Raw genomic sequence first — 24,401 nt, 5'->3', positions numbered from 1 at the left:
TTACCACCTTTATCCTTTAGCTTGACTGGCCAACTCAGCAACTTTGCCGAAGCTTGCTGGATCGAGAACTGCCAATTGTGCCAACATCTTGCGATTTAGTTGGATATCGGCTTTTTTCAGGTTGCCGATTAACTGACTGTAACTCATGCCGTGTAGCCTAGCAGCAGCGTTGATGCGGGTGATCCAGAGGCGGCGAAAATCGCGTTTTTTGTTTTTGCGATCGCGGTAGGCACTCCGTAGTGCCTTCATCACTTGTTGGTTGGCGGTTCTAAACAGAGTTGAGTGAGAACCGCGAAAACCTTTAGCTAGTTTGAGAATTTTATTGCGGCGTTTACGAGCGACATTACCGCGTTTTACCCGTGTCATAACTTAATATTCCTGAAGGACTTACAAATATGGGAGCATCAAGCGTACATTATCTTCATCGCGTTCATGTACAAGTGCAGTCTTGGACAGGTTACGCTTCTTATTGGAACTTTTATGCTCTAGAAGGTGGTTTTTAAAGGCTTTCCGACGGACGATTTTACCTGTGCCGGTGGCACGGAATCGCTTTGCCGCTGCTTTACGAGTCTTTAGTTTAGGCATGGGCTGGCTTTAATTCGACACGATCCATAATTATATACTATTAAAATTACTTGAATAGCAATTAAGTAAAGGATTTAACTACTTTAAGTGCAGATAACATTACCTTCACTTATGGATGAAATAAATATAGTCGAATATGACCCGCGTTAGCAGACCTTGTTTGAACAAGAAGCTGCGCGTATTTAGCAAGTGTTGGGCAATGATTTAGTTGTAGATATAGGTAGTACTGCAATACCAGGAATGGCTGCTAAACCAAAGCGCCGCTTGGCGGCAAGTTTTCGGAGCGATCGCGAGGCTTATACCAATGGTAAAAATGATTGTATCCGTGCTGTGATGGCAAAAGCACAGTGTGAGGATATTAACAAAACTCAGTAATAATTTAACTTTTACTAGTGGCTCTGACTTGCGGATCTAAAACGATTTGTGAGCCAGATTGATTCACATGATAAGTCCAAGATTGCTTCTTAATCCTGACAATCACTTCCCAGCCTTCAACAGGGTCAAACTGCTGGGTGCAGATTTCACCAAAGTTGAATTGACAGGGATTTCCAAAGGTTTTTGGTGTCGCTTGAGTAATTTTTAAATCAGTCGTTGCTACCCCAGAACGCTTTGATGCATCGCCTAAAATTGCATCTGCGATCGCTTTTGGCAATTGAGTGGCACCCGATACATTGGCTTTCGGATCTAAAACGATTTGTGAGCCAGATTGATTCACATGATAAGTCCAAAATTGCTGTTGAACTCGTACAATTACTTGCCAGCCCTTGATCGGGTTATATTCTCTAGTACAAATTTCACCAAAGTTGAAAATACAGGGATTTCCAAAGGTCTGTGATTTGAATTGAGTGATTTTTAAATTAGCAATTGCTTGCCCAGAACGCTTGGAAGCATCGCGTAACACTGCTCTGGCAACGGCTCTTGGTAATCTATTTGATCTATGTGGGCTTTGTGATTGTATCTGTTCTGCATGAGGAATAGCCTCAGCCGCATAATTAGCACTAAGTCCGAATCCACAAGAGAGCAAACTCGTTAACGTGAGAGTCAATACAAAATTTTTAGAAAAATTGCTGGTGTTGTTAGTAAGAGAACATAGCTTGACAATAGATTTCATAAAGATACCTTGAAAATTGAACAGGAAATATAGCTACTGTGGGCAATAGTTCTTTTGACGCCATACTCTAAATGCAGTTTCCGTTCAATTATTTCAAGGGCGTACTAGCAAATTAAATACCTAACAGCTTACTTAGATGCCATTAGATTCATTACACATTCGGGAAACTGGCGTTTTAATGCTCCAAACACAGGACAAGCAGCTTGTTCTTGTAAATTCTCTGGTTTACTCCAAGTAAAGGGCGCTTTCTGGGCTGCTGACATCCATAACAGGCGCTTTGTCCGTGTCATTGCAACGTAGAGCAAACGATACTCCTCAGCAGTTTTCAGGTGTTTTGCTTGTTCCCACGCTTGTACCACATCCGGTATATCAGATTCTCCGTGGAGAGCGGCGCGAATTTGGGCGCGAGCCACTTCTGACAGAGTAAAGTCGCCTAAAAACTGGCTTTGAGGCGGAACCCAAAACCTACCAGGAATCAAGTTTTCGTGCAGAAAGGGAAGAAACACATAGTCCCAGTCCAACCCTTTGGCTTTATGCATGGTAATAATCGTCAGCTGGCCAGTACGGGTGTAACGTGCTTCCGAATCATCAGTTTCCACAGGTTCAAACCGTTCTGAACTAACGATTTCACTTAAGGTTGAGAGCATCGCGCTCATCGAACTATTGCCGGCTATTTGCTGATTTACCCTTTCTGCAAGTTTGTCAGCAGTCGCCAGTTCTGCTTGGTCGTAGTTTAATGTTAAGGCGAGGAAGGAAATTAGTTGGTACAGAGGCAGTTCTAAGCGAGCGCGGAGTAAACTGCGGCACAAGTGTGAGGCTTTTTGTACTGCTTCTGGTTGAGGTGGAGCCAGAGGGCCAGGATATAAAAATTCTTCTGGGAGACTAGCAAGGGCGTTGAGGTCTTGGGTAGGAATTAACTGGCGCTGCACCAAGGCTTCTAAAGCTGCTTTGAGGTAATCAGGAGAGTGGGGGCGATCGCAAAATTGGAGTAATGCCAAAATTTCTTGCGGGACATGAGAGCGGCGATCGCGTTCTCCCACATCATAAAGTGTAATTTTATGCTCCTTACACACAGGTGTTAGAGCCTCTGCTAGCCAACGTCCTTGACGATTTTCTCGCACTAAAACCGCTGCACTGACTTGTGTTGGGTCTTGGGCAAATAACTCGATCACCCTCTGGGACAGCAATTCACTTGTGTGATGAATGTCACGGGGAGTATACAGTTCTAATCCTCTTCCTACTGGTGCTGGGTTGGCATTAAGTTGAGGGTCGCCAAGGTTAACAGGGTGAATTGCTTGAGGACGAAAAGGGAGTGGGGGATGAGGAGCAGGGGAAGCAGGGGGAGAATAATAACTACTGTCTCCTAACTCTTGACCCTTGACTCCATAAAAACTATTCACCCATTTGAGAGCAAAGTTAGCAGCTTCAATGATAATTCTAGTACTGCGACCAGCTTGATCCATTGTTGCTAATCGTTCGGCGCGATCGCACTCTTCGCAAAATTGCCGGAAATAAATCGGATCAGCTGGGGTAAATGTAGAGTTAATCGCTTGGTTGGGATCACCAACTCGCACTAAATTTAGTCCTGAGTGCTGAGTGCTGTTAGCGGTAGCGGGGCGTTTAGCCCGTGCTGAGTTATTATTGTCCGCCTGCTCCCCCTCTTCCAAAGAGTCACTCGCCAAAATTTCTAAAAGCTGCGTCTGTAAGGGACTAGAATCTTGGGCTTCGTCTTCAAAGACGGCGAAAACTTGATTTTGCTCAATGCGACGGGCGCTGTCGTTTTCCAAAACGCGCAGCGCGGCTAAAATCATATCGTCATAGTCGATGAAGTCACGCGATCGCATTAAATTTTGATACTGCTCGTACAAACCAGATGCAACTCGCAAAATTGTATATTCATCTGTGGTTTGTTGACTCCACTCCCGCAGCTTCTCTGGCGATATACCCGAACTTTTTGCTTCATGAATTACCGTAATCGCCAATTCCGGCAATACTTCTGTCCGCAGTACCGACTGGCGACGCAATCTTTCTGTCTCTTCACCATCAAATTGATGACCTTCCAGTAATCGAGAATAACGTCCTGGATTATTAGCAATCCACTGTTCTACAGCAGTTCGGATGAAGCGATGACTTTGGCTTGGGGTGATTAATGTGACATTTTCTAGCTGTAAACCTGATAAGTCAGAATGACGGCTGGCAATATTTAATGCCAAACCATGCAAGGTATAGACAGCAAAACCCGTCTGAGGTAAAGATAATTCATCTCGTAAATATTTACGGATCTTCGCTTTAATATTGGCGGCGGCGGAGCGAGTAAAAGTCACAACCACCAACTGACGACGGGAAAATGAGCGTGAAGTAGCAGAACTTTCGTACTGACGTGCGATCGCGATCGCCGCCGCCGCCGCCATACCCGTGGATTTACCAGCACCAGGAACGGCGGAAATAGCCAGTGGCCCAGATTTCCAGTCAGCCATTTGTTGTTGTCCGGGACGCAGACTGTTGCGGATTGCTAAAGTTTTCTCCCGCAGCAAAGTAATAGGCGATGGCTGAGATAATTGTGAGTGGAGAGATTCTTGAGGCGCAGTGGCGGTAAAATTAGCGTCTGACATATAAAATTTTAGATTTTGAATGTAATTTCCAAACCACAGTTATCAGTTATCAATTGTCATTGTTCACTGATAACTGTTTACTGTTTTTATAGATTCCTAATAACTAAATAATGACAAATCACAGACTTTATCTACATTATCTGGGTTTGGCTGGGGTGATTGTAATTGGTACGATCTTGCGCTTTTGGCATTTAGGTTTAAAACCTTTATGGATGGATGAGATAATTACTGCCATTTTCAGCTTGGGAAAAAATTACAATGACTTACCTTTGGATGTTGTGTTTCCTCTGGAGCGCGTGCAGGAGATTTTTACTTTCCAACCTGGGGTGAGTTGTTCTCAAATTGCCGAAAATGTTACTACCCAGTCTACGCATCCACCGCTATTTTTTTGCAGTATGTATAGCTGGTTAGGGTGGATGACTCCTTTAGGATCAGAGTGGGTGGAAAAATTGCGATCGCTACCAGCTTTATTTGGTGTAGGTGCGAGCGCGGCAATTTATGCTGTCAATCGTATTGCCTTTTCCAAAACATCTGCAATCATGGCAGCAGCAATCATGGCTGTTTCTCCCTTTGCTGTTTACCTTTCCCAAGAAGCACGTCATTATACCATGCCCATGCTGCTTATAACTTTAGCGTTATTAGGGTTAGTCCAAATTCAGCAGGATATGTTTGAGCGAGCTCGTATTAGATTTTGGGTTTGGCTGTTATGGGCAATTATTAATAGCATTGGTCTTTATGTTCACTACTTTTTTGCTCTAGCTTTCATCGCTGAAATTGCAACACTAATTGTGCTGATGTACTGGGGTAAGGCAAAAATAATTAACAAACACCAAGTTTGGCTAGCCCTGATTTTTTCTACTAGTGGTATTGTAATTAGCTTCATTCCCTGGCTGCTAATGATATTGAGCCATGTTCGGCGTTCTGAAACCAGTTGGCTACCGTCTCCTACTCACATTGCACCTTTATATCAAACTCTTATTAGCTGGGTGTTAATGATGATTGCTCTACCTGTAGAAAATCAGCCTTTGCCAATTACAGTTATTTATGGCTTTTTAATGGTGATATTTGCTATTTGGGTAGGAAGACAAGTTTTCAAAGGTTTAAAACTGCTGTGGTTACAAAGTACAACTTATTTAGCAACTTTCACACTTTTAAGTTTTACTATTTTCGTCTTATTACAGTTCTTGATTATTGTTTATTTTTTAGGTAAAGATATTACCGTTGTCCCACGCTACAACTTTGTTTACTATCCTAGCTTTTGCGCCCTCATAGCAGCCAGTTTTGGAATTAAAAATAACCTCAATTCTGTATTTATATTTTTACTTGTTGGTTTAATTAGTTGTATTTTTGTTGTTTCTAATTTAGTTTTTCAAAAGCCCTTCCAGCCTGAGCAAGTTGCCCAAAATATGAACCTGGAACCTTCTGTACCAATCATGCTAGTAGTGGGATATAGCAATTATCAGGATGTGGCGCTGGGATTAAGTTTTGCTACAGCATTAGAACAACTTAGAAGTCAAACTTCAACGGATACCAAAGTTTTGAATTCATATATTGACTCTGATAGTTTTGCATTTTTACAGAAATCCCCTGACTTATCTGCTGTTTGGCAAAACCTTTCCCAACTGCCTATACCAGCAACATCTAAGCTAAATTTATGGGTTGTTGGGCCTGGAATCAGAAAACGGGATTATCCGCAGCGTCTAGAACTTTCTGGACAAACTTGCATCATAGATGCCGCGCAGCACTACCGCATAGGTGTTCCTTATCAGCTTTATCGGTGCAGTAATTTATGAAGGAAAACATTTTCCAAAAGCCTGAAGTAATTGTAGTGACCCCTTAATCCGAATTTTTCTTTGCACTAACGCCCAAACAATATTCTTTTCCTTAGCTAGAAAACGCAACCAAGTTTCGGTATCGGCAGTAACATGAATATTGGCTGTTCCAACATGATTATCTAGCACTTGAATTGTCTTATTTTTAATAATCACTGTTGCCTGGCATTCTTCTGCACCAGTAAATGTAAAATGGTAGGTGACATCCAAACCTTTTGATTGATTACGTTGGAATAAAAGAGGCAACCCGAATAGAAACCCGCGAATAGAATTAGGGTGAATACCATTACTAACTTGCTTAACTTTCTTGTGAGGAAATCGGCGCTCTACAAAAGCTTCTGCGTCAGAACCGGGAACGACATAGATAGTTTCTTCTTTATCCTGCAAAGGTTTAACTACTTCTTGAACAAACTCTTTTTTATTCCTCAAGAATTGACCAATCACATCTTCCCCTGCTGGACAAGCAGCCACACAATAAGCTGCTTTGTAATTAGGCTTAAAACTAAGACTTTGCCACATGGATGCTGATTCTGAATCATTCACTTTTTGGCGGTAGTCACGGGCATTTTTACTCTCAGCAATATCTTCAACCCAGTCTGTGAATCCTCCCATAAACTCTCGATAATTGTGAGTGTAACAAGCTGAGAAATTAAAGTGACCATCCATACCAATGGCTCCCACTGGACAGGCTACTACGCATAATTTGCATTCCAAGCAAGGATTGTAGTCAATTGGTCTGTTATATGCTGTCACTTCAGCATCTATTAAAATTGTCCCCAGTAAAATGAAGTTGCCAAATTTGGGATGAATGACGTTGCGGTGAATTCCCATGTGTCCTAAACCGGCTGCAACCGCTACGGGTTTGTGGGAAACAACCCAAATTTTGCCAGGGAAGCGATCCATTTCCATCGGAAAACCCATTGCTGGGTTTAAGGCTCGAATGCCCTTTTGCTCAAGGGTAGCGACAATCTCACGTCCAATTTGGTTGACTTCATCGCCTGTAGTATGAAATTCCACGTTGGCTACCGATCGCGCTGGACTACGGACATTTTCGCGGTTCATCCGGCACACAAAACTAACTAGTGTTTTTGTCGGCGGGAAAGCAACAAGGATGTCTTGGCGTTGATCGGCAATCTCTTGGCGATCAATCTCAACAAAGCCAACATCATCCGCCCCCATCTCTAAACACAAACGACGAAGCCAATCTGCATCTAAAGGAGAAACTGGCGTGGAATTATCAAGTGGGTTCTGCTCCCGAAACTTTTTCACAGTCTGGTGGTTATCGAATTTAGACATACAACCTCTCCTAATTAATTAAATATGTGTATATACACTTTTTACTCAAAAAAATTTAACTGTCGCGGAATAAGGACACGGTGTCAGATAAACCAGATAACAACGTATTCCACCGCTCTTGACCTAATTGCTCAACAATTCGAGTCTGTGCTAAGTCCCATAGCGGCAATGCTTTCGCTAAAGCTTCCTGTCCTTGAGGTGTTAAACTTACAACCCGCATCCGTTGATCCTGTCCTGATTGAATTTGAATAAACCCCTGTCTTTCTAGTGGCTTCAGGTTGCGTGTCAGCGTGGTTCGATCCAGGACTAATTCTTGGGCTAGGTGCGTGATCGTCATCGAGCCAACTAGGCTAATTGCAACCATAAGGGTAAACTGATTCACTAATAACCCGCTTGGTTGCAATACCTCATCAAATAGGTGTGTGATTACACGAGATGCTTTACGTAGATTAAAGCAGGTACAGGTAGTCCCAACTTTTTTGAGTTGGGCTAATTGAGTAACTTGGTCTTCCATAAAATAAGTGTATATGCACTCAATTGCTGTGTCAAGAAATTTGGCTTCCACATAACGGCAGCTAAAAATACTGTTGAGCGCTATTCGTCAATCTGCCAAGAATCTTTGGTTAGTTCTTCATCGAGGATTCTCTTAGCACGTACAATGATGATGATTTTCCCCAACAGAGGAATTTCTGGCTCAGTTTCAAACCACTGAAAATCTAATTCGCCAGAGTTCTCAACAACAAAGTAGCTGGATTCATCCCATTGGCGTTGGGCGCGATCTATAACTACCAGCACTGGTTTTGGCTCGCTTTGTGTCTGGTTGGGTAAGCGATCGCTATTTGCTAAAATCACTATTGGATCTTCTGCCCTCAATAACACTTGCCAACCCGGTAATGGAACCCAAGCTTGCTCTCCAGAAAACTTGACCATCCGAAATGGTTCAATTTCTGTCACCAAAGGTACAGCTTGCAACTCTTGTTTTGTCAACGGTAACTCGCCCACCACAGGGACGATCCGGGGTAATTCTTCTTCTGATTCCAGACGATAAAACGGCAAAATTGGTGCTGGACGCTTGGGAACAACACTAAAATCAGTCAATAGTTGTTCGATTTGTTGCCTTGCTGTTGGTGTATGAGCGAAACGTAAGCCTTTAGCAATTAGGCGCGATCGCTGTTGTAAATCTGTATTTTGGCGTGCTAGTTTCCAAGCTTGGTAAGCAACGGCATCTCCCGGATGGGTAGAAAACCCTTCTGGCAAAGTGCGGAAATAGGAGAACTCTTTGATTGATTTTGCCACTTCTCGCGCTTCATCGGCGTCAATTTTGTGGATGAAGGCAAGTTCGGCGGCGCCGGCGCGTTCTTCTTGATTAAGCAAACGCAGTTCGTACAAAATATCACTACCGCGTGCAGTGTAGTGCGATCGCGTCGCTTCCGATGCCCCGAACTTTTCTAAAGAATTGTAAACTTGGGAACCAACGACTACCTGATTTTGTTGAATCGGCTCAAATCCCGTGGCCTCAAAGATTTCTTGGGGATTGTAACCGTTTTTTTGCAAGTAGGCGATCGCTACTCCCCATTCCACCCAGCTGCCTTGCTTTTGCCTCAGCTTTCGCAAAAATTCTTGTGCTACATCATTAGTAGCATCATCAGGATTTTGAGTGTTGGGTGGCAGATCAGTCATAATCACAGTGCGAGCTTTAACTTGAGAGGATAATTCATCACCTCATCAGCAAGTCTTATTTTAATCTTTAACTGTCTACACGAAACTACCATACCGTCATTCAATTTTAGATTTTGCGGAAAGTTTGCTCAAGTCGGCAGAGCTGCCCACGCAACTTTCCAAGACGGATTTTAAATTTTGGATTTATCCCACAGATAAATCTGGGGGCTTTTACCATCAAGGAATGTAGATCAAATTTAATTGCAAGTTACAAATGATACTATTACTTAAGTGGGCATGAATAAACGTAACAGCTAGTTATAACTGCCAATTGTCTGTTTTAATCAATACTAAAAGCGGACATTTATTCATTGTCAAATTGCATAATTATGTTTATTTACACCCAGTTATTTGGTTCTATTGGTTATAGTTGCCTAAATTTCTTCTAGCAAAGATAGTTTGAACAGGCAAATTTCATCTGTAGCATTTAAGAACAGAGGATTTAACCAGCCTTGACTTATATCCGCAAATACCCGCAAGGCTTATCAATTTTTCTCAACTACGCTTGGTATGGAATATAACAAAACAGTGAATATTTTAAAGGAATCATTTTATGGATAATCCCAGTCTCGAACTTGATAAAGTCCATCATCAATTGATGACTCTGGAACGACCAAAAAAACTCAAAATCTTGGTAGTTGACGATGAGCCAGATAATCTCGATCTGCTTTATCGTACTTTTCGGCGCGACTTTAATGTCCTCAAAGCCGATAGTGGGATGAACGCTCTCCAAGTATTGGCAGCAGAAGGGGAAGTTGCGGTAATCATCTCCGATCAACGAATGCCAGAAATGAAAGGAACTGAGTTTCTCAGTAAGACTGTACCTCAGTTTCCTGATACGGTAAGGATAATTCTCACCGGATTTACTGATATTGAAGACTTGGTAGAAGCAATTAATGCTGGGCAAGTCTACAAATATATCACCAAGCCTTGGGATCCAGGGGAACTGAAGGCGGTGGTGCAAAGAGCAGCAGAAACCTACGACTTGCTCAAACAACGCACAGAAGAATTGCGCCGTGCTCATGCCCAAATGGCGCTGCTGACTGTTTTGGTGCAAGTAACTCAAGCCGCTTCTAGCTTAGAGGAGACTCTCACACCAATTGCTAGGGCTGTTAATGAGACTTTTGCAGCGGATGGCTGCATTTTGCAACTAACAGAGGGCAATACTCTAGTTGCAACTCAAGGGAGTTACAGCGATACAGGTACAGTAGAAAATTGGCTAGCACAAGACCCACTGACTAGCGAAGCGATCGCCACTGGGCAAATGCAAATATCCTTAAATGTACTTAAAGACACAAAATTAAATAGTATTACCCACTACCAAAACACGGGAGTGCAAGCACATTTAGTTATTCCAATTAGCTATCGAAATGAACTATTGGGAGTATTATCACTACAGTGGAAACAACCCTGCACTTTGCGAGAAGATGAATTAAAGCTAATTGATTTATCAGCGCAACTAGTGGCGATCGCTCTTACTAGTAGTCGCTTTCATAAAACCAAAATTTAGGCAAGAGTCAAAAGTCCGGAGTCCAAAGTCAATAGCATTTGACCCTTGACCCTTGACTCTTGTAAAGACGCGGTTAATCGCGTCTCTACTCTTGACCCTTGACTCTTGACCAATGACTAACGAAATTCGTGCCATTTTTAACCGTATTGCTCCAGTTTATGACCAGTTGAACGATTGGTTGAGTCTGGGACAACACCGAATATGGAAGGAAATGGCAGTTAAATGGAGCGCAGCTAAACCAGGAGATACTTGCCTTGATTTGTGTTGCGGTAGTGGGGATTTAGCCTTGCGCTTGGCGCGGCGTGTGGGAGCAATGGGACATGTGTACGGAGTAGACTTTTCCCCAAACTTGTTGGAAACTGCCAAAGAACGCTCCCAAAGTCATTATCCCCAACCTGCTATCACCTGGGTAGAAGCCGATGTCTTAGATTTACCCTTTGACGATAACCAATTTGACGCTGCGACAATGGGGTATGGTTTAAGAAATGTTACAGATATTTCTCGCAGTCTCAAAGAGTTATATCGTGTCTTGAAACCAGGAGCTAAAGCTGCGATTTTAGATTTTCACCGACCGAGCAACCCTCAGTTACGCACTTTTCAGCAGTGGTATCTGGACGGTTTTGTCGTGCCAGTGGCCAATCATTTAGGTTTAAAGGAAGAATATGCTTACATCAGTCCCAGCTTAGACCGCTTTCCCATTGGAACAGAGCAAGTAGAGTTAGCTCGTCAAGTTGGTTTTGCAGTTGCCACACACTACCCCATTGTGAACGGTATGATGGGAGTGCTGGTAGTAAGCAAATTTTAGATTTTAGATTTGGGATTGGGGTCTAATGGTAAACAACCAAAGACTCTTGAATCCACAAATCAACATTTCATCTAAAATCTGAAGTCCCAAACCCGAAATCCAAAATCCTGTGGATTGGTCTCATCTTTGGCTTTATGTGTCTCCCCCCATACTTGGTGGAGTTATCGGCTATTTCACAAACGATATAGCCATCAAAATGTTATTTCGTCCCTACAGAGCAATTTATATTGGTGGACGAAGAGTACCGTTTACGCCTGGGTTGATTCCCCGCAACCAGGAACGTCTGGCTCTAAACATTTCCAATACAATCATGGGGTCGCTGCTAACGCCAGAGGAATTACAAAATTTGGCGCGGCGTCTGTTACAAACAGAACGCGTACAAGCAGCAATTCTGTGGTTGTTGCGGCTGGCAATTGAACAGATAAAAACGGATAAGAACGAGAAGAGTGCCAAAATTGTGGCAGGTATTTTGCGGGATTTGTTGGGAGAATCCTTGCCACGTTTACTCAAAGTTTTGGCGCGACGCGAAGACTTTTTGGAAGCGCAGATCAATCAAATTTTTGACCAGATATTACTGGAATTTCAACTGAGTGAAGAACAATCCACGCGACTTGCTGATTGGCTTTTGCAGGTTGTTTTGCCACCAGATGTGCTGCGACAGGTAATAGTTGATTTTTTAACAGATCGCACGATTCAAATTATTGATGAAGGCTTTCGGGAAAAAACCAGCGGTACGTATTGGGTTGTGGCAAATCTGTTTGGCTTACGCAATACTCTCACGAGGCTACGAACATTTTGCTTAGATGAGAAAGAAGCTACCAATGATCGTTTGCAGGAGTTGATTCAAGAGTTGCAAATGCGCGATCGCCTTAAGAAGTTGCTGCAAAATTTATCTTTGCAAAACTTGCCAATGGGAACGGTGCGCCAACTGCGAAAGACCACACGCGAAAGTGTCCGTCATTACCTACAAACTAGTGGTAGCGATTTTCTGCAAGGATTAACTGATTCTGTTGACTGGGAAAATATTGCTGTATTGTTGCTGAATCGTCTTAGTAGTTCACCTGTTGTGAGTGCTTCTTTAGAGGTCGTAAGTCAAGAGTTGGCTATCATTTTAGATAGGTATTTAGAAAAAGATTTAGAAGCGATTATGGCGCAGGCAATTCCGATTTTGTCGATAGATCAAGTGATTGTTGACCGTGTGAAATCAACGTCACCCGCTGATTTAGAAGCTGCAATTGAGGGAATTGTGAAAAATGAATTGCAGGCTATTGTGACTTTAGGCGGTGTTTTAGGTTTTGTTATAGGGTCATTTCAAGCAGCATTTCTGTTATTTAGTCAATAGTAATTTTTATGCCAATTATAGTTGCAAATTGCACATATATTTAAATAAGTGAAATTGAGCGATCGCCTAATTCAAAATCTGTGCTAAATCCAGCACAAACCCAGGCAATACATCCTCTCCTAACAAGCAGGTAGGGGATTCTAGAACCTCAACATCCTGTCCTAGGCGGTAAATTTCTACCCTTTGGTTCTGAGGGTCAATTAGCCAGCCTAGACGCACACCATTATCAATGTACTCCTGCATTTTTTGTTGCACAGTCTTTAAGCTGTCTAAAGCAGAGCGCAATTCTACCGCAAAATCGGGAGCCATCGGTAGGAATCTAGTAGGGTCTGGATTTAGGGCTTCTAATCGCTCCCGGCTCACCCAAGATGCATCAGGCGATCGATTTGCATCATTGGGGAGTTTGAAGCCCGTTGAGGAGTCAAAAGCTAGCCCTGTACCATCAGCATCAGCCCAATTGCCTAAACGCTGTGTCAGTCTACTATTCCGATTTCCGCTTCCCCATCCAGTTGGTGGCATGATAATTAATTCTCCCTCTGCTGTGCGCTCAAGTCGCAAATCTCGATTATTCTGACAGAGTTGGAAGAACTGTTCATCTGTTAACTCAATGGCAGGACTTAAGTTGAGGATAAGTGCAGTCATTGTTGCCTGGTGAATATCGCTAAATGTAGCCTAGCACTTACCAATCACGGTAGAGTTTTTCTGCATAAAACATAATCTCTTCATTTGGTAGTCTAATTTTTGGTTTTTGCCGAGAATACAAGCTTTCAACTGCACCTGTATCCTGCTCAATAACTGTAGCTGCTGCTTGTAAAACTGAGTTTTTAAACAGGAATTTCATTAAATAATTGATGTTTTTGGCATACATCAAAATAAACGTTTTAGTTCGTTTTTCTGTTTCAGGGTAGAGAATGTGAATCTGAGCAATATCACCAATAGGTGTCTTAGCAAAGAAGGCTGTAGTTGAAGGAAAAGCGTATTCGAGTGTATTACTGAGTATTTTGGGGAAGATTCCTAAAATAGGATTTTTGACAATTTCTCCTAGCGTATTATCAGATCTCGTAAGCTCTTGTTTTACTTTAGCGTAGTATCCTTTTTCTTCAAAAGAACTGACATTACAAGATGTGATTTTAAATAGTTCTTTATGAGTTCCATTTTGGTGGTTATAGTCATAGTTAACCATTAGGTTACTCAAGAAGTCACCTTGAATACTTTTTTCTCCAGCTACTCCGATGAATTCATATTCATCTACAATTTTCTGATGCAAATCTGGGATGGGTAATCTTGGCTCAAACTCAGCATAAGTCCAGATGCAATCATTGTTAACAATTAGCTCTAATGGCTTAGCAATTGGCTGGGTATCTTTTTTATCACCTTGGTATAATCTGCCTTGTCCGTCAAACTCTAGAGCATGAAAAGGGCAAGTAATTGTATCTTTCTCTTGACAAACCCAGCCGTTCGATAAAGGGGCTTGCATGTGCGGACAGATGTTATCAAGGGCAAACACTTCGCCTTTTTGGTTTTGCCAAATGACATAATCTTGTCCATTTAAAGTGATTTTATTAGGTTTATTAACTCCTAGCATCGACTTGTGAGCAATTAACCAAGGTGCACCAGGTAAAATTGGTTCCATTTTTCCTCCAAGGGGTCTAAATTATTTGATTTATGAGATATCTCAAAGTTGAGGATAGGTTTCATATTTCATATAGATCGAATAAGCAAAGCTACCTAGCTCCGGCTCGGCTGACTTTAGACATTGCATTATTGATTTATGTAAAAGCTATTTAACTAATCTTTTAGTTAGTTATTAATTTAATCAATCTCATGCTTTATGTCAACTACTAACCAATTTTTTAGTTAAGATGTTTTCGTTAGTATGATAGAAAAACGTGGGTCGTTCAACGCAATCAAAAATCTCATCTAAAAAACCGCGTCAGGTGCGCGATGCAGAGGCGACGAAAAAGCAAATTCTCGATGCAGCGGAATCAGAGTTCGCCAGATATGGACTTAGTGGGGCGCGGACAGAAGCGATCGCCAAAAGTGCAGGTGTAACCACAGCGATGATTTATTACTACTTCGAGAGCAAGGAAGGGCTATATAAAGCTGTTTTGCAACGTCCTGCTGTGGAAATGCATGAAGGGTTCCAGCAGCTAAATCTGGATCAGTTACCACCAGAGGAAGCCTTGAAGGTGGTTGTCAAAGAAGCGATCGCTTACGAAGCTGCTCACCCACACAGAGGGATGCTGTGGTTCCAAGAAGCAAACCAAAATCAGGGAAAGTATTTCAAACAGGGTAATTGGCAAGAAAATTTCGGGTATCTCATCAGGATTTTAGAACGGGGGATGACAGAGGGTTGTTTCCGTCAAATCGATCCATTTATTACCACCCTGCATATTGTTGGAGTTTGTAACTTATACTTCAATGCTTACGAAAACATCAAGCATACTAGACCCGATTTACAACTACTGAGTCCAGAAATGATTGAGCAGCATACCCACGAAGCGGTTAATTTTATTTTGGCTGGCGTGCAAGCAATCAAAGTTAAAAGTGAGGAATGAGGATAACTATAATTTTTTGTGCAATGTTCCTATCGGTATATAGACAAAATGTTAATCTTTTTAACTTTCTAGCATAGCGCGAATATCTTTTAGCATCAGAAATAAATGTAATGGATCTGTTGGGCTAGGTTCAAAATCAAATTGTTGATACCAGCCACGCGCTTTCTCATCTTTCGCGTGAACTAATAATGCACGAATACCAATCAGATCAGCTGCTTGGTTTATGCGAATTAAGCAGTTTTTTAGTAAGCCTCTCCCTATACCTTTGTTTTGAAATTCTTTGCTTACCGCTAACCGAGCTAATAAAGCTACAGGGATAGGATATTTTGGTAAACCTTTAGATATACGAGGCGGTGCATTCTCATGAATAACAGACGCTACGATGATAGTGTAATAACCAATTACATCACTTCCTAAGCAAGCGACATAGGTTGTTGAACTATCAGATTGCTGATTTTTTAAAGCATATTTGTTTAAATGATTGTTTAAATCGGAATTCCCACAATCAAAGTTTTTTAGATCGTGGGATTTTGATAATTTAGTGATATATAAATTGTTAGATGCCACAAGACTACTCAAATACGCTAGGCTCAGTTAACAAACGACGTAAACGTGGTTTTTCAACACATGGAGCATCAAGAGCGTCTTGAAAAGCTTGCCATTGCTCATCGTTTAGCGCAAAAAGCTTTCGATTTGTTAAAGTGTCTTGTGCAGCTTGCAAGCCATGTTCAAGCAGAAATTCACTAACATTTTTATGACTTGCTGCTGCTGCTTGCTGTAAAAGCTTTTTAACGCTAGAGCTAGTACGGATATCAATTCGTTCAGTCCTGGATTCGGTTAGGTGACTCATACTTTTAATTAGGCTATTCTCTCTAAACCAAAGTTAGCATACACACATTGTCCTGACAATAAGTAGGTCAACAGGTGTAATAAGCCGTATTTTTACACAATCTTTCTTTAGACATAAATTTTTTTCCTTTGTGCTTTTGTTACAATTATTGATATTTTTCCCTAAAAATAACACTATGGCTTTATATGCTGAATTACATCGACACTTGGGTGGTTCGGTTGTACCCCGTGTTTTATGGCGATATTTCGAGCGACATTCTTCTGAGTTGATTTCTCGCTTTGCTGACTATTCAGAATTTGAAGATTTTTACACACGACCACGCAATACTCTAGATGAATACCTGGAATTGCACACCCTAGTAGAAAGTGTGCAAACTGTGGAAACTTTGCCTTACTTTATCTATCGCTTGGTGCGGGGTGCTTATATTTTTGAGAATTTGGCTTATCTGGAACTACGCTACACCCCATATTTACGGACACCTGAGCATCTGAGTCAATCGGAAAGAATTGACAAAATGGCAGAAATTGTGGAAGTAGTAGGGAAAGCTAGTCATCCGCCAGAATATCCGATTGTCACTAGCCAAATTCTTTGTATGCACTCGCGCCTACCTTATGAAGTGAATAAGGCGATTGTTGATTTAGCAGTGCAAAACAAACAGTATGTTTGTGCGGTAGATGTAGCGGGTGGTGATAGCTACTACGCCGATCGCCTAGAAGAATGGATTAGTCTATATAATTATGCGCGATCGCAGGGCATTAACACCACCGGACACCTCTATGAAACTAGCGCTGGCTGTTACCCACAACTATTACCCTATCTGATGCGGATTGGTCACGGTATCCAAATTCCCTTACTATATCCAGAGTTACTTAAGGATGTAGCTAGACGCGGACAGTGTTTAGAAGTTTGTCCTACAACTTACATTAAAACTGGTACTTTGCAAGATATACGTCAACTCAAATTAGTTTTTGACCGTTGTTTTGATGCTGGGGTAGACATCGCTATTTGTACAGATAACGCCGGTTTGCACAATGTGCGTTTGCCATTTGAGTATGAAAATCTCTTGACTTACGACATTATTAACTTTGAACAGCTGCAAGCTTGTCAAGATGCAGCTTTTCGTCATGCTTTTGCTTGGCCTTACAGTCAACGTCCCGCATCGATGTTAAGTGGGTTGCTAAAACCTGAAATTTCTAAAGTTTTGGTCATGGGCGATATTAATTGACGACTACTTTAAAGACTTTTACTATTTAACGTACTTAGTTTAATAAAAAGTGCTGAGTTCGGTTAAAAAGTAAATGATTTAATGTTAATTAATGTTGCAGTAAGTGGCTTTCTGTGATGCTCAAGAAAAAATTGTACTGCACAGTGTGCAGTACACAAAACCATTAATTATGGAACAAATAGATTTGGATTGATATCTCTGGCTTGAGTTTATGCGCCAACGCCTTCTGTAGCACCACCAGCAGTCTTCCAAGCAGAAAGACCACCTTGAATTTCAGCTACTTCAACAAACCCAGATGCTCTTAATACTTGTGCAGCTTTGGCTGATTGCTCATCATTTTCGCCATAAATGTAGATATGGCGTTTTGTATGCAAAGAAGATTTTGCTCTGGATGCCAAGTCATCTAATGGGATAGGAATTGCCCCAGTGATATGACCGTGATTGTAGGTGTGGCGATCGCGCACATCAACAATTGTAAAACCTGGTTGACCCCATTCCAAACGGGTCTTGAGATCATGAACATCAGCTACTAAATTATTACTCATAAGCTTTTCCCGCTTATAACCTCACAAGCAATTTATCAAACATCCACTTTTAATCGAGTTTTCTTTACAATTAATAAAAATTTCTCAAGGTAAGGGATAAATTTCAGCCTTTCCCTTTTGCCTTAACCGAAACCTATTGGGAGGACAGGGAGATAGAATTCAAAAATACTTCCCCACTGCCTCTGCCCCCAGAAGCTATAAACTATTATTTATGGCATCTACTATTCAGGCTTTACCAACAGAAGTCGTATATCTCATTACAGCTGGAGAGGTAATCGACTCTTTCGCTTCTGTGGTGAGGGAATTGGTAGAAAATTCCCTTGATGCAGGTGCAACGCGAATTGTGGTTTCTCTATGGCCACAACAGTGGCGAATCCACGTCGCAGATAATGGTTGTGGAATGAACCTAGATGACTTGCAACAAGCAGCCACAGCTCACAGCACCAGCAAAATTCGCTCTAGTGCAGATTTGTGGAAAATTAACAGTTTAGGATTTCGAGGTGAGGCGTTGCATAGTTTGACAACGCTAGCAGATTTAGAGATTTTAAGTCGTCCCACAGGTGGTAACTTAGGATGGCGGGTTATCTACAGCGATAGCGGGAAAGTTGTTCAAGTAGAAGCAACTGCGATCGCTCCTGGTACAGTTGTTATAGTTTCTAATCTCTTCGGTAGCTCATCTCGTCGTCAGGGATTGCCATCAGCAGCACAGCAAATGAAAGCTGTGCAAGCAACAATTCACCAAATCGCTCTGTGCCATCCTCACGTTACTTGGCAAGTTTGTCAAAATGACCGTCAATGGTTCACTATTTGTCCCGCGACCACAACAGGAAAACTACTACCGCAGATTTTACCCCAAGTCCGACAGGGTGATTTGCAAGAGGTGAAACTCGAAGTTCCCAACACTCCCAACTCAGCACTCCAGACTCAGAACTCAGAACTCAGCACTCAGCACTCAGCACTCTCATTGGTGGTAGGATTACCAGACCGCTGCCATCGCCATCGTCCAGATTGGGTACGAGTAGCTATCAACGGACGGATGGTAAAATCGCCGGAACTAGAGCAAACGATTTTATCGGCCTTTCACAGAACATTACCACGCGATCGCTATCCCATCTGTTTTCTGCATCTTGCCATTTCTCCTGAGCAAATCAACTGGAACCGCAATCCAGCAAAAACCGAAATTTACCTCAACGAACTGAGTTATTGGCAAGAGCAAATTACTCAAGCAATTAACCAAGCACTCCGCATTAGTTCTGCAAATCTCAGAGAAGCTGTTCACACAACACGAGTTGGTAAATTACTCAAAGCCGCAGAAGCAAAAGGCGGTTACAATTTCAATCCTAAAAACCCAAACGAAGGCAATGATACTCAGCACTCTTTAAAAGCCGTCGCTCAAGTTAGCAACACCTATATTGTGGCGGAACATTCTGGTGGTATGTGGTTAGTGGAACAACACATCGCCCATGAGCGAGTTTTGTATGAGCAATTATGCGATAATTGGCAACTTGTTCCTACAGAACCGCCAATTATTCTTTATCAATTGTCGCCAGCACAAGTCTCACAACTACAACGCATCGGTTTAGATATTGAACCATTTGGCGAACAACTTTGGGCAGTCCGCACCTTACCCACACTTTTGCAGCAGCGAGAAGATTGTGCAGAAGCAATTTTAGAACTCAGTTGGGGAGGCGACTTACAAACCGCCCAAGTAGCTGTTGCTTGTCGCAGTGCGATTCGTAATGGTACACCCATGAACTTGCAAGAAATGCAGACACTTTTAGATGAATGGCAAAGCACTCGCAACCCCCGCACCTGTCCCCACGGACGCCCTATTTATTTATCGCTCGAAGAGTCGGCTTTAGCCCGTTTTTTCCGGCGTAATTGGGTAATTGGTAAAAGTCATGGGGTATGATATTTCAAATCGAGAGATGTTTGCTTAAGCTAATTTGCAACTTGCGATCGCTGATTTTTAGTAAATATAGCTTGTCTATTAAACAGCGATAATCAAGTTCTAGCTGCTTTGCTTCTACCAACACTTGAGAATATTTACCTGTATCTTTGTCAACTTGGATTCGATGTTTAGCGTACTGCATTATTGCTGAAAATTTTTGAGGATTCCTGGGTTACTTTTAGATCGGCATCCTCACTAAAGTAATAGTAGCTATGGGGTTCATTTTTAGGAATCACACCATTTACTACCTGTCCCAGCACATTCTGACCAGATTTTTCCAAAAGTTCTTTAGCAAAAACTGCATTCACCGAATCAACTACCCCTGGCCGAACTACAAATAAAACACCATCAGCCATTTGCCCCAAAGTAGCAGCATCAGCAGCAACGTTTAATGAGGGAGCATCAATAATCACAAAGTCGTATTTGGCAGCAAGAGTTTTCATCAATGTAGCCATTCGTTTGGAGTCGAGCAGGGATGCTGGACTAGGAGGTACTACTCCAGAAGTCAGGACATCCAAGTTATCCATAACTTTTTTAATAGCTATTCTGATTTCAGCCTGCTCAACAATCAAATTGCTTAGACCTTCATTATTAGTCAGTTCCCAGATTTTATGCTGAACTGGACGGTGCAAATCTCCATCTATTAGTAAGACTTTACGCTCACTCTGAGCCATTGCTACAGCTAAATTGGCAGCTACCGTTGATTTACCTTCTGAGGGTACAGAACTGGTGACAACAATAACTTTTAGTTCTTTATCGGCACTTATAAACTTCAGATTCGCCTTGAGCATTCGGTAAGCTTCACTCATTGGGGAGCGAGGAGTATCTCTAACAACAATTCTTTGACTATACGACTCCGGTTCTTCATGCCCACGAATGATTTTTTTCGACTTACTAGTGAAAGGAATTACTCCTAATAAAGTCAATCCCAGTAATGATTTTGCCTCATCAACGGTCTTAATAGATTTATCTCTTACTTCCAAAAAATACACAGCTGCCAAAGTAGCCATACTAGCCAATATGCCTGCACCCAAATACGAAATCATGGGAGAAGAACTAGGTTCTTGGGGAACTTCAGCTTCGGATATAATACTTGCATTACCTACACTTTGATTCTCAGCAATCCGGCTTTCTTGCAGCTTTTGTAGCAGAAGTGAGTAGGTAGATTGAGCACCCTGGACTTTACGTTCTAACTGGCGCTGTTGTTGTTCCAATCTCGGCAGATTGTTCAAGCGTTGCTTATAAGAAATTTGTAACCTAGATAAGGTAGCAGCCTGGTTTTCAAAACCCAAACGGTTTGACTCTAATTCCACAAGTCTTGTAGAGAGCTGCTGTTGCAACTGTCCTAGTTGAAAGTTTTTGTTTAGTTGTGGTTTATTTGTTCCTGCAACCATTGCAATGCGTTGTTGCAACAGCATATTTAAAGAATTTAATTTGTCCTCTAAGTTTCTAATTTGCGGATGGTTGTCCTGCAAAACAGTACGCCTAGCTGCCAATTGCGATTCTATCTGTTGGGTTTCTTTAACAATATCTTGCACTCCTGAAATCTGACTGAGGGAAGTCATCATCAACGCCTGCTGGGAGTTCATACCTAATAACTCACGGATTTCTTTAGACTGTGCATTGACATCAGCAAGTCTAGATTGAGTTTCGCCAAGTTGTTTTTGCAATTCTGCAATGATTTCCACAGCCTTAGTTACTTCTTCTTGTAAAGAAACAACTTGGTACTTTTCTTTAAACCTTGCTAGTTCTGCTTCTGCTTTTCGAACAATTAATTCCGCATCTGGAAGTTGTTTTTCGATAAACTTGCGGGCAGCAGATGCTTCATTTCTGAGAAAAGATACATTTTGTACTAAATAAATTTCTACAAGAGTATTAACAACTTTTGCAGATGTTTCTCGATTGGTATCTTTGTAAGAAATTTGCAGGATATCAGATCCCTTAACATCTTTTATAATTAGATTTTTGAGAAACTCCTTAGTTGTGAGTAAATTACCTTTCTTGTTTTTCAGATTCAGTCGATTTATAGTTGTTCTGACAATTGGCATAGAACGGATCACTTCTGCCTCTGTATAGAGAGGATTAGTTTTCTGATCCTGCACTAATGGTTCCAATTTACTTATTTCTGTTCCTACACCCGTTAGAGTTGAAGTGGTATTTATCCTTTGAAACTTTAGCTTTGCTTCTGCTAAATAAGTAGGTTTTTTCAAAAAAGATAAAGTCAATAACAAAGTCAAAAAAACTGGGGCAAAAACACATATAGCAGGCAGCCAACGACGGTTCATTATTTGCCAATATTTGCCAATCTTTGGAGATGATTCAGGATATTCCATAAATAACTTTTTAAACTTTATATTTTGTAATTAAATGCAGAGAATGATTTTATCAAAGTCACAAACAGACTTTGTTGAGAATATTAAAGATTTATCATTTTAAAACCCGGTTTATCTGAGCTTGTTGAGAATGATCTAAAATATCAGACCTAGCCTATCAAACTGATGATTTAAGTTTTATGTTGCTATCACTCGCAGCAGTGTTCTAACAATAATGAGTATATCGAAGCGTAAGCTGATTTGAGCAATATATTGCATATTTAACTCTAATTTTTGAGGCATTATTTCTCTAACATAAACATTTTCTGGATTTGCAGTCTGTTTTAAAAGCTCACTTTCATTTCGGAATTTGATTGAAGCTAGATCAGTTATGCCCGGAAGTACTTCTAATACTCGACGCTGTTCTGGTGTATAAAGTGCAACATACTTTGGTACTTCAGGACGAGGGCCAACAAAACTCATTTCCCCTTTTACAACATTGAATAATTGGGGTAATTCGTCTAGCTTATACTTCCTCAAGAAGCGACCACTTCGCGTAATCCGTATATCGTTAGCAACTGTAATTTGTCTTCCTATACTCTCGGCTTTAGTCACCATAGTGCGGAACTTGTAGATACTAAATTCACGCCCGTAGCGTCCAATCCGAATTTGCCGAAAAAACACGGGGCCTGGAGAATCCAGCTTAATCCATATTGCAATAATGAAAAATAGAGGCAGTAGGATTGCAATACCAATTAGGGCAAAAAATAAGTCAAACATTCGTTTAGTCATAATCAGGTAATAGTCCGTGAAAAATCCAATTAGGTAATCTCTAAAGCAATTAAATGTTTACTGATGGCAAGAAAAAGAGGATCAAGTTAAAGTTTTTTTCACAACTTGAATAACGCGAGTTTGATCAGCTTCGGTCATTTTTGTGTAAATTGGTAGGCTCACTATGCGTTTGTAAGCATAGGATGCACAGGGAAAATCCTCTGAGCAAAGGTTATAAGTATCGCGCCAGTAGGGATGCAAGTGTAGAGGAATATAGTGGACGCTACAACCAATTCCTTTTGCAGTTAGTTGTTCAATGAAGGTGTTGCGGCTCACTTCTACAGAGTCGTCTAAGCGAATTACATAAAGATGCCAAGAGTGAATATCACCCTCAGCAGGTTTTGCTGGTAGATGTAAAGGTAAGTTTGCTAGCTCTGCATCATATAGATTGGCGATCGCTGCCCGTTTTTTCTGGAATATCCAAGCTTTCTTCAATTGATGAATTCCTAAAGAAGCCGCCAGATCGGTCATGTTGTATTTGAAGCCTGGTGCAACTACCTGATAGTGCCAAGAAGGTTTAGTTGAAGTGTAACGATCAAAAGCATCTTGACTGATACCATGTAACCGCATGATCCGACACCGCTTAGCAACTTCAGGATTGCGGGTAACGAGCATCCCACCTTCGCCAGTTGCAATAGTCTTAGTTGCATAAAAACTATAGACTGTCACATCACTATCCAGACTACCAATCAACTTACTCTGATAGGTTGTTGGGATAGCATGGGCAGCATCTTCTACAACTTTCAAGCCATACTTTTGAGCGATCGCCAGAATTGGTTCCATATCACAGGCCAGTCCTCCAAAATGGACGGGCATGATAGCTTTCGTTCGAGGGGTAATTGCTGCCTCTATTTTTGTCGGGTCGATGTTCAGAGTGAGTGGATCAATATCGACAAAGACTGGATTTGCCCCTAAATAGCGAATCACTTCCGCCGTAGCAGTGAACGTGTGAACTGTAGTAATGACCTCATCGCCAGGGCTAATCCCTAAAGCCTCCAGAGCTAGATGTAACCCTGATGTGGCAGAATTCACTGCGATCGCTTCTACACCATGCCCAATAAATTCGGCAAAATCCTGTTCAAATCGCTTCGTTTTTGCTCCGGTAGTTAGCCAACCAGACCTCAGAGAATGGACTACTTCAGCAATTTCTTCCTCTCCAATATCGGGCAAGGCAAAAGGCAGAAAGTTTTCCATAATGATATACCTATAAACAACTAAGAACTTAAACAGTCAACCTATTTATTAGCTACTTTAATAAGACTCTAGGAGTGTGTAATTTTTTCCTACGTGTTTGATCACTACACAATCAAGTACTAC

General features: G+C 41.6%; 24 protein-coding genes. 8 read left to right on the top strand and 16 right to left on the bottom strand.

From position 1 onward, the window contains the following. Positions 1-9 precede the first annotated feature (9 nt). The gene (gene rplT / locus HCR01_RS24910) at positions 10-366 is read right to left on the bottom strand and encodes a 50S ribosomal protein L20 (protein WP_193198764.1); all 357 of its coding nucleotides are present in this window, start codon (positions 364-366) and stop codon (positions 10-12) included. A 21-nt stretch (positions 367-387) separates the two neighbouring features. Then, positions 388-585, bottom strand: a complete 198-nt coding sequence (rpmI, locus tag HCR01_RS24905) for a 50S ribosomal protein L35 (RefSeq protein ID WP_193198763.1) — start codon at positions 583-585, stop codon at positions 388-390. Positions 586-774: 189 nt separating this feature from the next. Between rpmI and HCR01_RS24900 the strand changes: the two genes are divergently transcribed. Then, complete coding sequence (locus HCR01_RS24900) at positions 775-960, top strand: GrpB family protein (RefSeq protein ID WP_226889603.1); 186 nt, start codon at positions 775-777, stop codon at positions 958-960. A gap of 4 nt (positions 961-964) precedes the next feature. On the opposite strand, the gene HCR01_RS24895 is transcribed toward HCR01_RS24900, so the two are convergent. Beyond that, positions 965-1,696, bottom strand: coding sequence for a hypothetical protein (locus tag HCR01_RS24895; RefSeq protein WP_193198762.1), 732 nt, complete (start codon positions 1,694-1,696; stop codon positions 965-967). Positions 1,697-1,824: 128 nt separating this feature from the next. Next, the gene (locus HCR01_RS24890) at positions 1,825-4,308 is read right to left on the bottom strand and encodes an ATP-dependent helicase (protein ID WP_193198761.1); all 2,484 of its coding nucleotides are present in this window, start codon (positions 4,306-4,308) and stop codon (positions 1,825-1,827) included. 110 nt (positions 4,309-4,418) lie between these two features. Here HCR01_RS24890 and HCR01_RS24885 point away from each other — a divergent pair, with 110 nt between their 5' ends. Continuing rightward, a complete protein-coding gene (locus HCR01_RS24885; RefSeq protein ID WP_193198760.1) occupies positions 4,419-6,101 on the top strand; it encodes a glycosyltransferase family 39 protein in 1,683 nt (560 codons plus the stop codon). On the opposite strand, the gene HCR01_RS24880 is transcribed toward HCR01_RS24885, so the two are convergent. The 3 genes from HCR01_RS24880 to HCR01_RS24870 all read right to left on the bottom strand — a co-directional run bounded on the left by HCR01_RS24880 (position 6,096) and on the right by HCR01_RS24870 (position 9,116). Next, positions 6,096-7,436 carry an SCP2 sterol-binding domain-containing protein gene (locus tag HCR01_RS24880; protein ID WP_193198759.1) on the bottom strand — a complete coding sequence of 447 codons (1,341 nt, stop codon included), beginning with the start codon at positions 7,434-7,436 and terminating at the stop codon, positions 6,096-6,098. The genes HCR01_RS24885 and HCR01_RS24880 overlap by 6 nt on opposite strands. Positions 7,437-7,491: 55 nt before the next feature. Further along, positions 7,492-7,950 (bottom strand): MarR family winged helix-turn-helix transcriptional regulator, encoded by a 459-nt coding sequence (locus HCR01_RS24875; protein WP_193198758.1) that lies wholly within the window; start codon positions 7,948-7,950, stop codon positions 7,492-7,494. An 80-nt stretch (positions 7,951-8,030) separates the two neighbouring features. Further along, entirely contained in the window at positions 8,031-9,116 is a 1,086-nt protein-coding gene (locus HCR01_RS24870) for a RuBisCO accumulation factor 1 (RefSeq protein WP_193198757.1), read from the bottom strand. Positions 9,117-9,708: 592 nt separating this feature from the next. On the opposite strand from HCR01_RS24870, the gene HCR01_RS24865 reads away from it, so the two are divergent. From HCR01_RS24865 to HCR01_RS24855, 3 genes are all read left to right on the top strand, one after another. Next, positions 9,709-10,665, top strand: coding sequence for a response regulator (locus HCR01_RS24865; protein ID WP_193198756.1), 957 nt, complete (start codon positions 9,709-9,711; stop codon positions 10,663-10,665). A 112-nt stretch (positions 10,666-10,777) separates the two neighbouring features. Continuing rightward, the gene (gene ubiE / locus HCR01_RS24860) at positions 10,778-11,470 is read left to right on the top strand and encodes a bifunctional demethylmenaquinone methyltransferase/2-methoxy-6-polyprenyl-1,4-benzoquinol methylase UbiE (protein WP_193198755.1); all 693 of its coding nucleotides are present in this window, start codon (positions 10,778-10,780) and stop codon (positions 11,468-11,470) included. A 109-nt stretch (positions 11,471-11,579) separates the two neighbouring features. Then, complete coding sequence (locus tag HCR01_RS24855; RefSeq protein ID WP_193198754.1) at positions 11,580-12,812, top strand: DUF445 domain-containing protein; 1,233 nt, start codon at positions 11,580-11,582, stop codon at positions 12,810-12,812. 66 nt (positions 12,813-12,878) lie between these two features. Here the strand turns inward: HCR01_RS24855 and HCR01_RS24850 are convergent, their stop codons facing one another. Both HCR01_RS24850 and HCR01_RS24845 read right to left on the bottom strand, forming a co-directional pair. Then, positions 12,879-13,454 (bottom strand): Uma2 family endonuclease, encoded by a 576-nt coding sequence (locus HCR01_RS24850; protein WP_193198753.1) that lies wholly within the window; start codon positions 13,452-13,454, stop codon positions 12,879-12,881. A gap of 37 nt (positions 13,455-13,491) precedes the next feature. After that, positions 13,492-14,445, bottom strand: coding sequence for a Rieske 2Fe-2S domain-containing protein (locus tag HCR01_RS24845; protein ID WP_193198752.1), 954 nt, complete (start codon positions 14,443-14,445; stop codon positions 13,492-13,494). Positions 14,446-14,701: 256 nt separating this feature from the next. Between HCR01_RS24845 and HCR01_RS24840 the strand changes: the two genes are divergently transcribed. After that, on the top strand, positions 14,702-15,370 hold the full coding sequence (locus HCR01_RS24840) for a TetR family transcriptional regulator (protein ID WP_193198751.1): 669 nt from the start codon (positions 14,702-14,704) through the stop codon (positions 15,368-15,370). 60 nt (positions 15,371-15,430) lie between these two features. Here the strand turns inward: HCR01_RS24840 and HCR01_RS24835 are convergent, their stop codons facing one another. Together HCR01_RS24835 and HCR01_RS24830 are read right to left on the bottom strand one after the other, a co-directional pair. Continuing rightward, on the bottom strand, positions 15,431-15,937 hold the full coding sequence (locus HCR01_RS24835) for a GNAT family N-acetyltransferase (protein ID WP_193198750.1): 507 nt from the start codon (positions 15,935-15,937) through the stop codon (positions 15,431-15,433). 4 nt (positions 15,938-15,941) lie between these two features. Further along, positions 15,942-16,220 carry a DUF1778 domain-containing protein gene (locus HCR01_RS24830; RefSeq protein WP_193198749.1) on the bottom strand — a complete coding sequence of 93 codons (279 nt, stop codon included), beginning with the start codon at positions 16,218-16,220 and terminating at the stop codon, positions 15,942-15,944. A gap of 175 nt (positions 16,221-16,395) precedes the next feature. Between HCR01_RS24830 and HCR01_RS24825 the strand changes: the two genes are divergently transcribed. Beyond that, positions 16,396-17,445, top strand: a complete 1,050-nt coding sequence (locus tag HCR01_RS24825; protein ID WP_193198748.1) for an adenosine deaminase — start codon at positions 16,396-16,398, stop codon at positions 17,443-17,445. A gap of 209 nt (positions 17,446-17,654) precedes the next feature. Here the strand turns inward: HCR01_RS24825 and HCR01_RS24820 are convergent, their stop codons facing one another. Next, positions 17,655-17,990 (bottom strand): rhodanese-like domain-containing protein, encoded by a 336-nt coding sequence (locus tag HCR01_RS24820; RefSeq protein ID WP_193198747.1) that lies wholly within the window; start codon positions 17,988-17,990, stop codon positions 17,655-17,657. Between the two features lie 211 nt (positions 17,991-18,201). Between HCR01_RS24820 and mutL the strand changes: the two genes are divergently transcribed. Further along, a complete protein-coding gene (gene mutL, locus HCR01_RS24815) occupies positions 18,202-19,902 on the top strand; it encodes a DNA mismatch repair endonuclease MutL (RefSeq protein ID WP_193198746.1) in 1,701 nt (566 codons plus the stop codon). Between the two features lie 4 nt (positions 19,903-19,906). Here the strand turns inward: mutL and HCR01_RS24810 are convergent, their stop codons facing one another. The 4 genes from HCR01_RS24810 to HCR01_RS24795 all read right to left on the bottom strand — a co-directional run bounded on the left by HCR01_RS24810 (position 19,907) and on the right by HCR01_RS24795 (position 24,278). After that, a complete protein-coding gene (locus HCR01_RS24810) occupies positions 19,907-20,083 on the bottom strand; it encodes a hypothetical protein (protein WP_193198745.1) in 177 nt (58 codons plus the stop codon). After that, positions 20,070-22,274 carry a GumC family protein gene (locus HCR01_RS24805; RefSeq protein ID WP_193198744.1) on the bottom strand — a complete coding sequence of 735 codons (2,205 nt, stop codon included), beginning with the start codon at positions 22,272-22,274 and terminating at the stop codon, positions 20,070-20,072. Before HCR01_RS24805 ends, HCR01_RS24810 begins: the two co-directional genes overlap by 14 nt. Before the next feature lie 177 nt (positions 22,275-22,451). Then, entirely contained in the window at positions 22,452-23,045 is a 594-nt protein-coding gene (locus HCR01_RS24800; RefSeq protein WP_193198743.1) for a sugar transferase, read from the bottom strand. A gap of 81 nt (positions 23,046-23,126) precedes the next feature. Next, on the bottom strand, positions 23,127-24,278 hold the full coding sequence (locus tag HCR01_RS24795; RefSeq protein ID WP_193198742.1) for a DegT/DnrJ/EryC1/StrS family aminotransferase: 1,152 nt from the start codon (positions 24,276-24,278) through the stop codon (positions 23,127-23,129). Positions 24,279-24,401 lie beyond the last annotated feature (123 nt).

Source organism: Nostoc sp. MG11, assembly GCF_014904695.1.
GTDB lineage: Bacteria > Cyanobacteriota > Cyanobacteriia > Cyanobacteriales > Nostocaceae > Komarekiella.
Note: the sequence above shows the minus strand (reverse complement) of the source record. Positions and strands in the feature narration are given on the sequence as shown.

Bases quoted from the DNA above. Each gene is read 5' to 3' on its own strand.
- HCR01_RS24895 (WP_193198762.1), bottom strand. From the start codon at position 1,696: ATGAAATCTATTGTCAAGCTATGTTCTCTTACTAACAACACCAGCAAT.
- HCR01_RS24810 (WP_193198745.1), bottom strand. From the start codon at position 20,083: ATGCAGTACGCTAAACATCGAATCCAAGTTGACAAAGATACAGGTAAA.
- rplT (WP_193198764.1), bottom strand. From the start codon at position 366: ATGACACGGGTAAAACGCGGTAATGTCGCTCGTAAACGCCGCAATAAA.
- HCR01_RS24885 (WP_193198760.1), top strand. From the start codon at position 4,419: ATGACAAATCACAGACTTTATCTACATTATCTGGGTTTGGCTGGGGTG.
- HCR01_RS24805 (WP_193198744.1), bottom strand. From the start codon at position 22,274: ATGGAATATCCTGAATCATCTCCAAAGATTGGCAAATATTGGCAAATA.
- HCR01_RS24850 (WP_193198753.1), bottom strand. From the start codon at position 13,454: ATGACTGCACTTATCCTCAACTTAAGTCCTGCCATTGAGTTAACAGAT.
- HCR01_RS24880 (WP_193198759.1), bottom strand. From the start codon at position 7,436: ATGTCTAAATTCGATAACCACCAGACTGTGAAAAAGTTTCGGGAGCAG.
- HCR01_RS24875 (WP_193198758.1), bottom strand. From the start codon at position 7,950: ATGGAAGACCAAGTTACTCAATTAGCCCAACTCAAAAAAGTTGGGACT.
- HCR01_RS24820 (WP_193198747.1), bottom strand. From the start codon at position 17,990: ATGAGTAATAATTTAGTAGCTGATGTTCATGATCTCAAGACCCGTTTG.
- HCR01_RS24800 (WP_193198743.1), bottom strand. From the start codon at position 23,045: ATGACTAAACGAATGTTTGACTTATTTTTTGCCCTAATTGGTATTGCA.
- HCR01_RS24865 (WP_193198756.1), top strand. From the start codon at position 9,709: ATGGATAATCCCAGTCTCGAACTTGATAAAGTCCATCATCAATTGATG.
- rpmI (WP_193198763.1), bottom strand. From the start codon at position 585: ATGCCTAAACTAAAGACTCGTAAAGCAGCGGCAAAGCGATTCCGTGCC.
- mutL (WP_193198746.1), top strand. From the start codon at position 18,202: ATGGCATCTACTATTCAGGCTTTACCAACAGAAGTCGTATATCTCATT.
- HCR01_RS24870 (WP_193198757.1), bottom strand. From the start codon at position 9,116: ATGACTGATCTGCCACCCAACACTCAAAATCCTGATGATGCTACTAAT.
- HCR01_RS24890 (WP_193198761.1), bottom strand. From the start codon at position 4,308: ATGTCAGACGCTAATTTTACCGCCACTGCGCCTCAAGAATCTCTCCAC.
- ubiE (WP_193198755.1), top strand. From the start codon at position 10,778: ATGACTAACGAAATTCGTGCCATTTTTAACCGTATTGCTCCAGTTTAT.
- HCR01_RS24825 (WP_193198748.1), top strand. From the start codon at position 16,396: ATGGCTTTATATGCTGAATTACATCGACACTTGGGTGGTTCGGTTGTA.
- HCR01_RS24830 (WP_193198749.1), bottom strand. From the start codon at position 16,220: ATGAGTCACCTAACCGAATCCAGGACTGAACGAATTGATATCCGTACT.
- HCR01_RS24795 (WP_193198742.1), bottom strand. From the start codon at position 24,278: ATGGAAAACTTTCTGCCTTTTGCCTTGCCCGATATTGGAGAGGAAGAA.
- HCR01_RS24845 (WP_193198752.1), bottom strand. From the start codon at position 14,445: ATGGAACCAATTTTACCTGGTGCACCTTGGTTAATTGCTCACAAGTCG.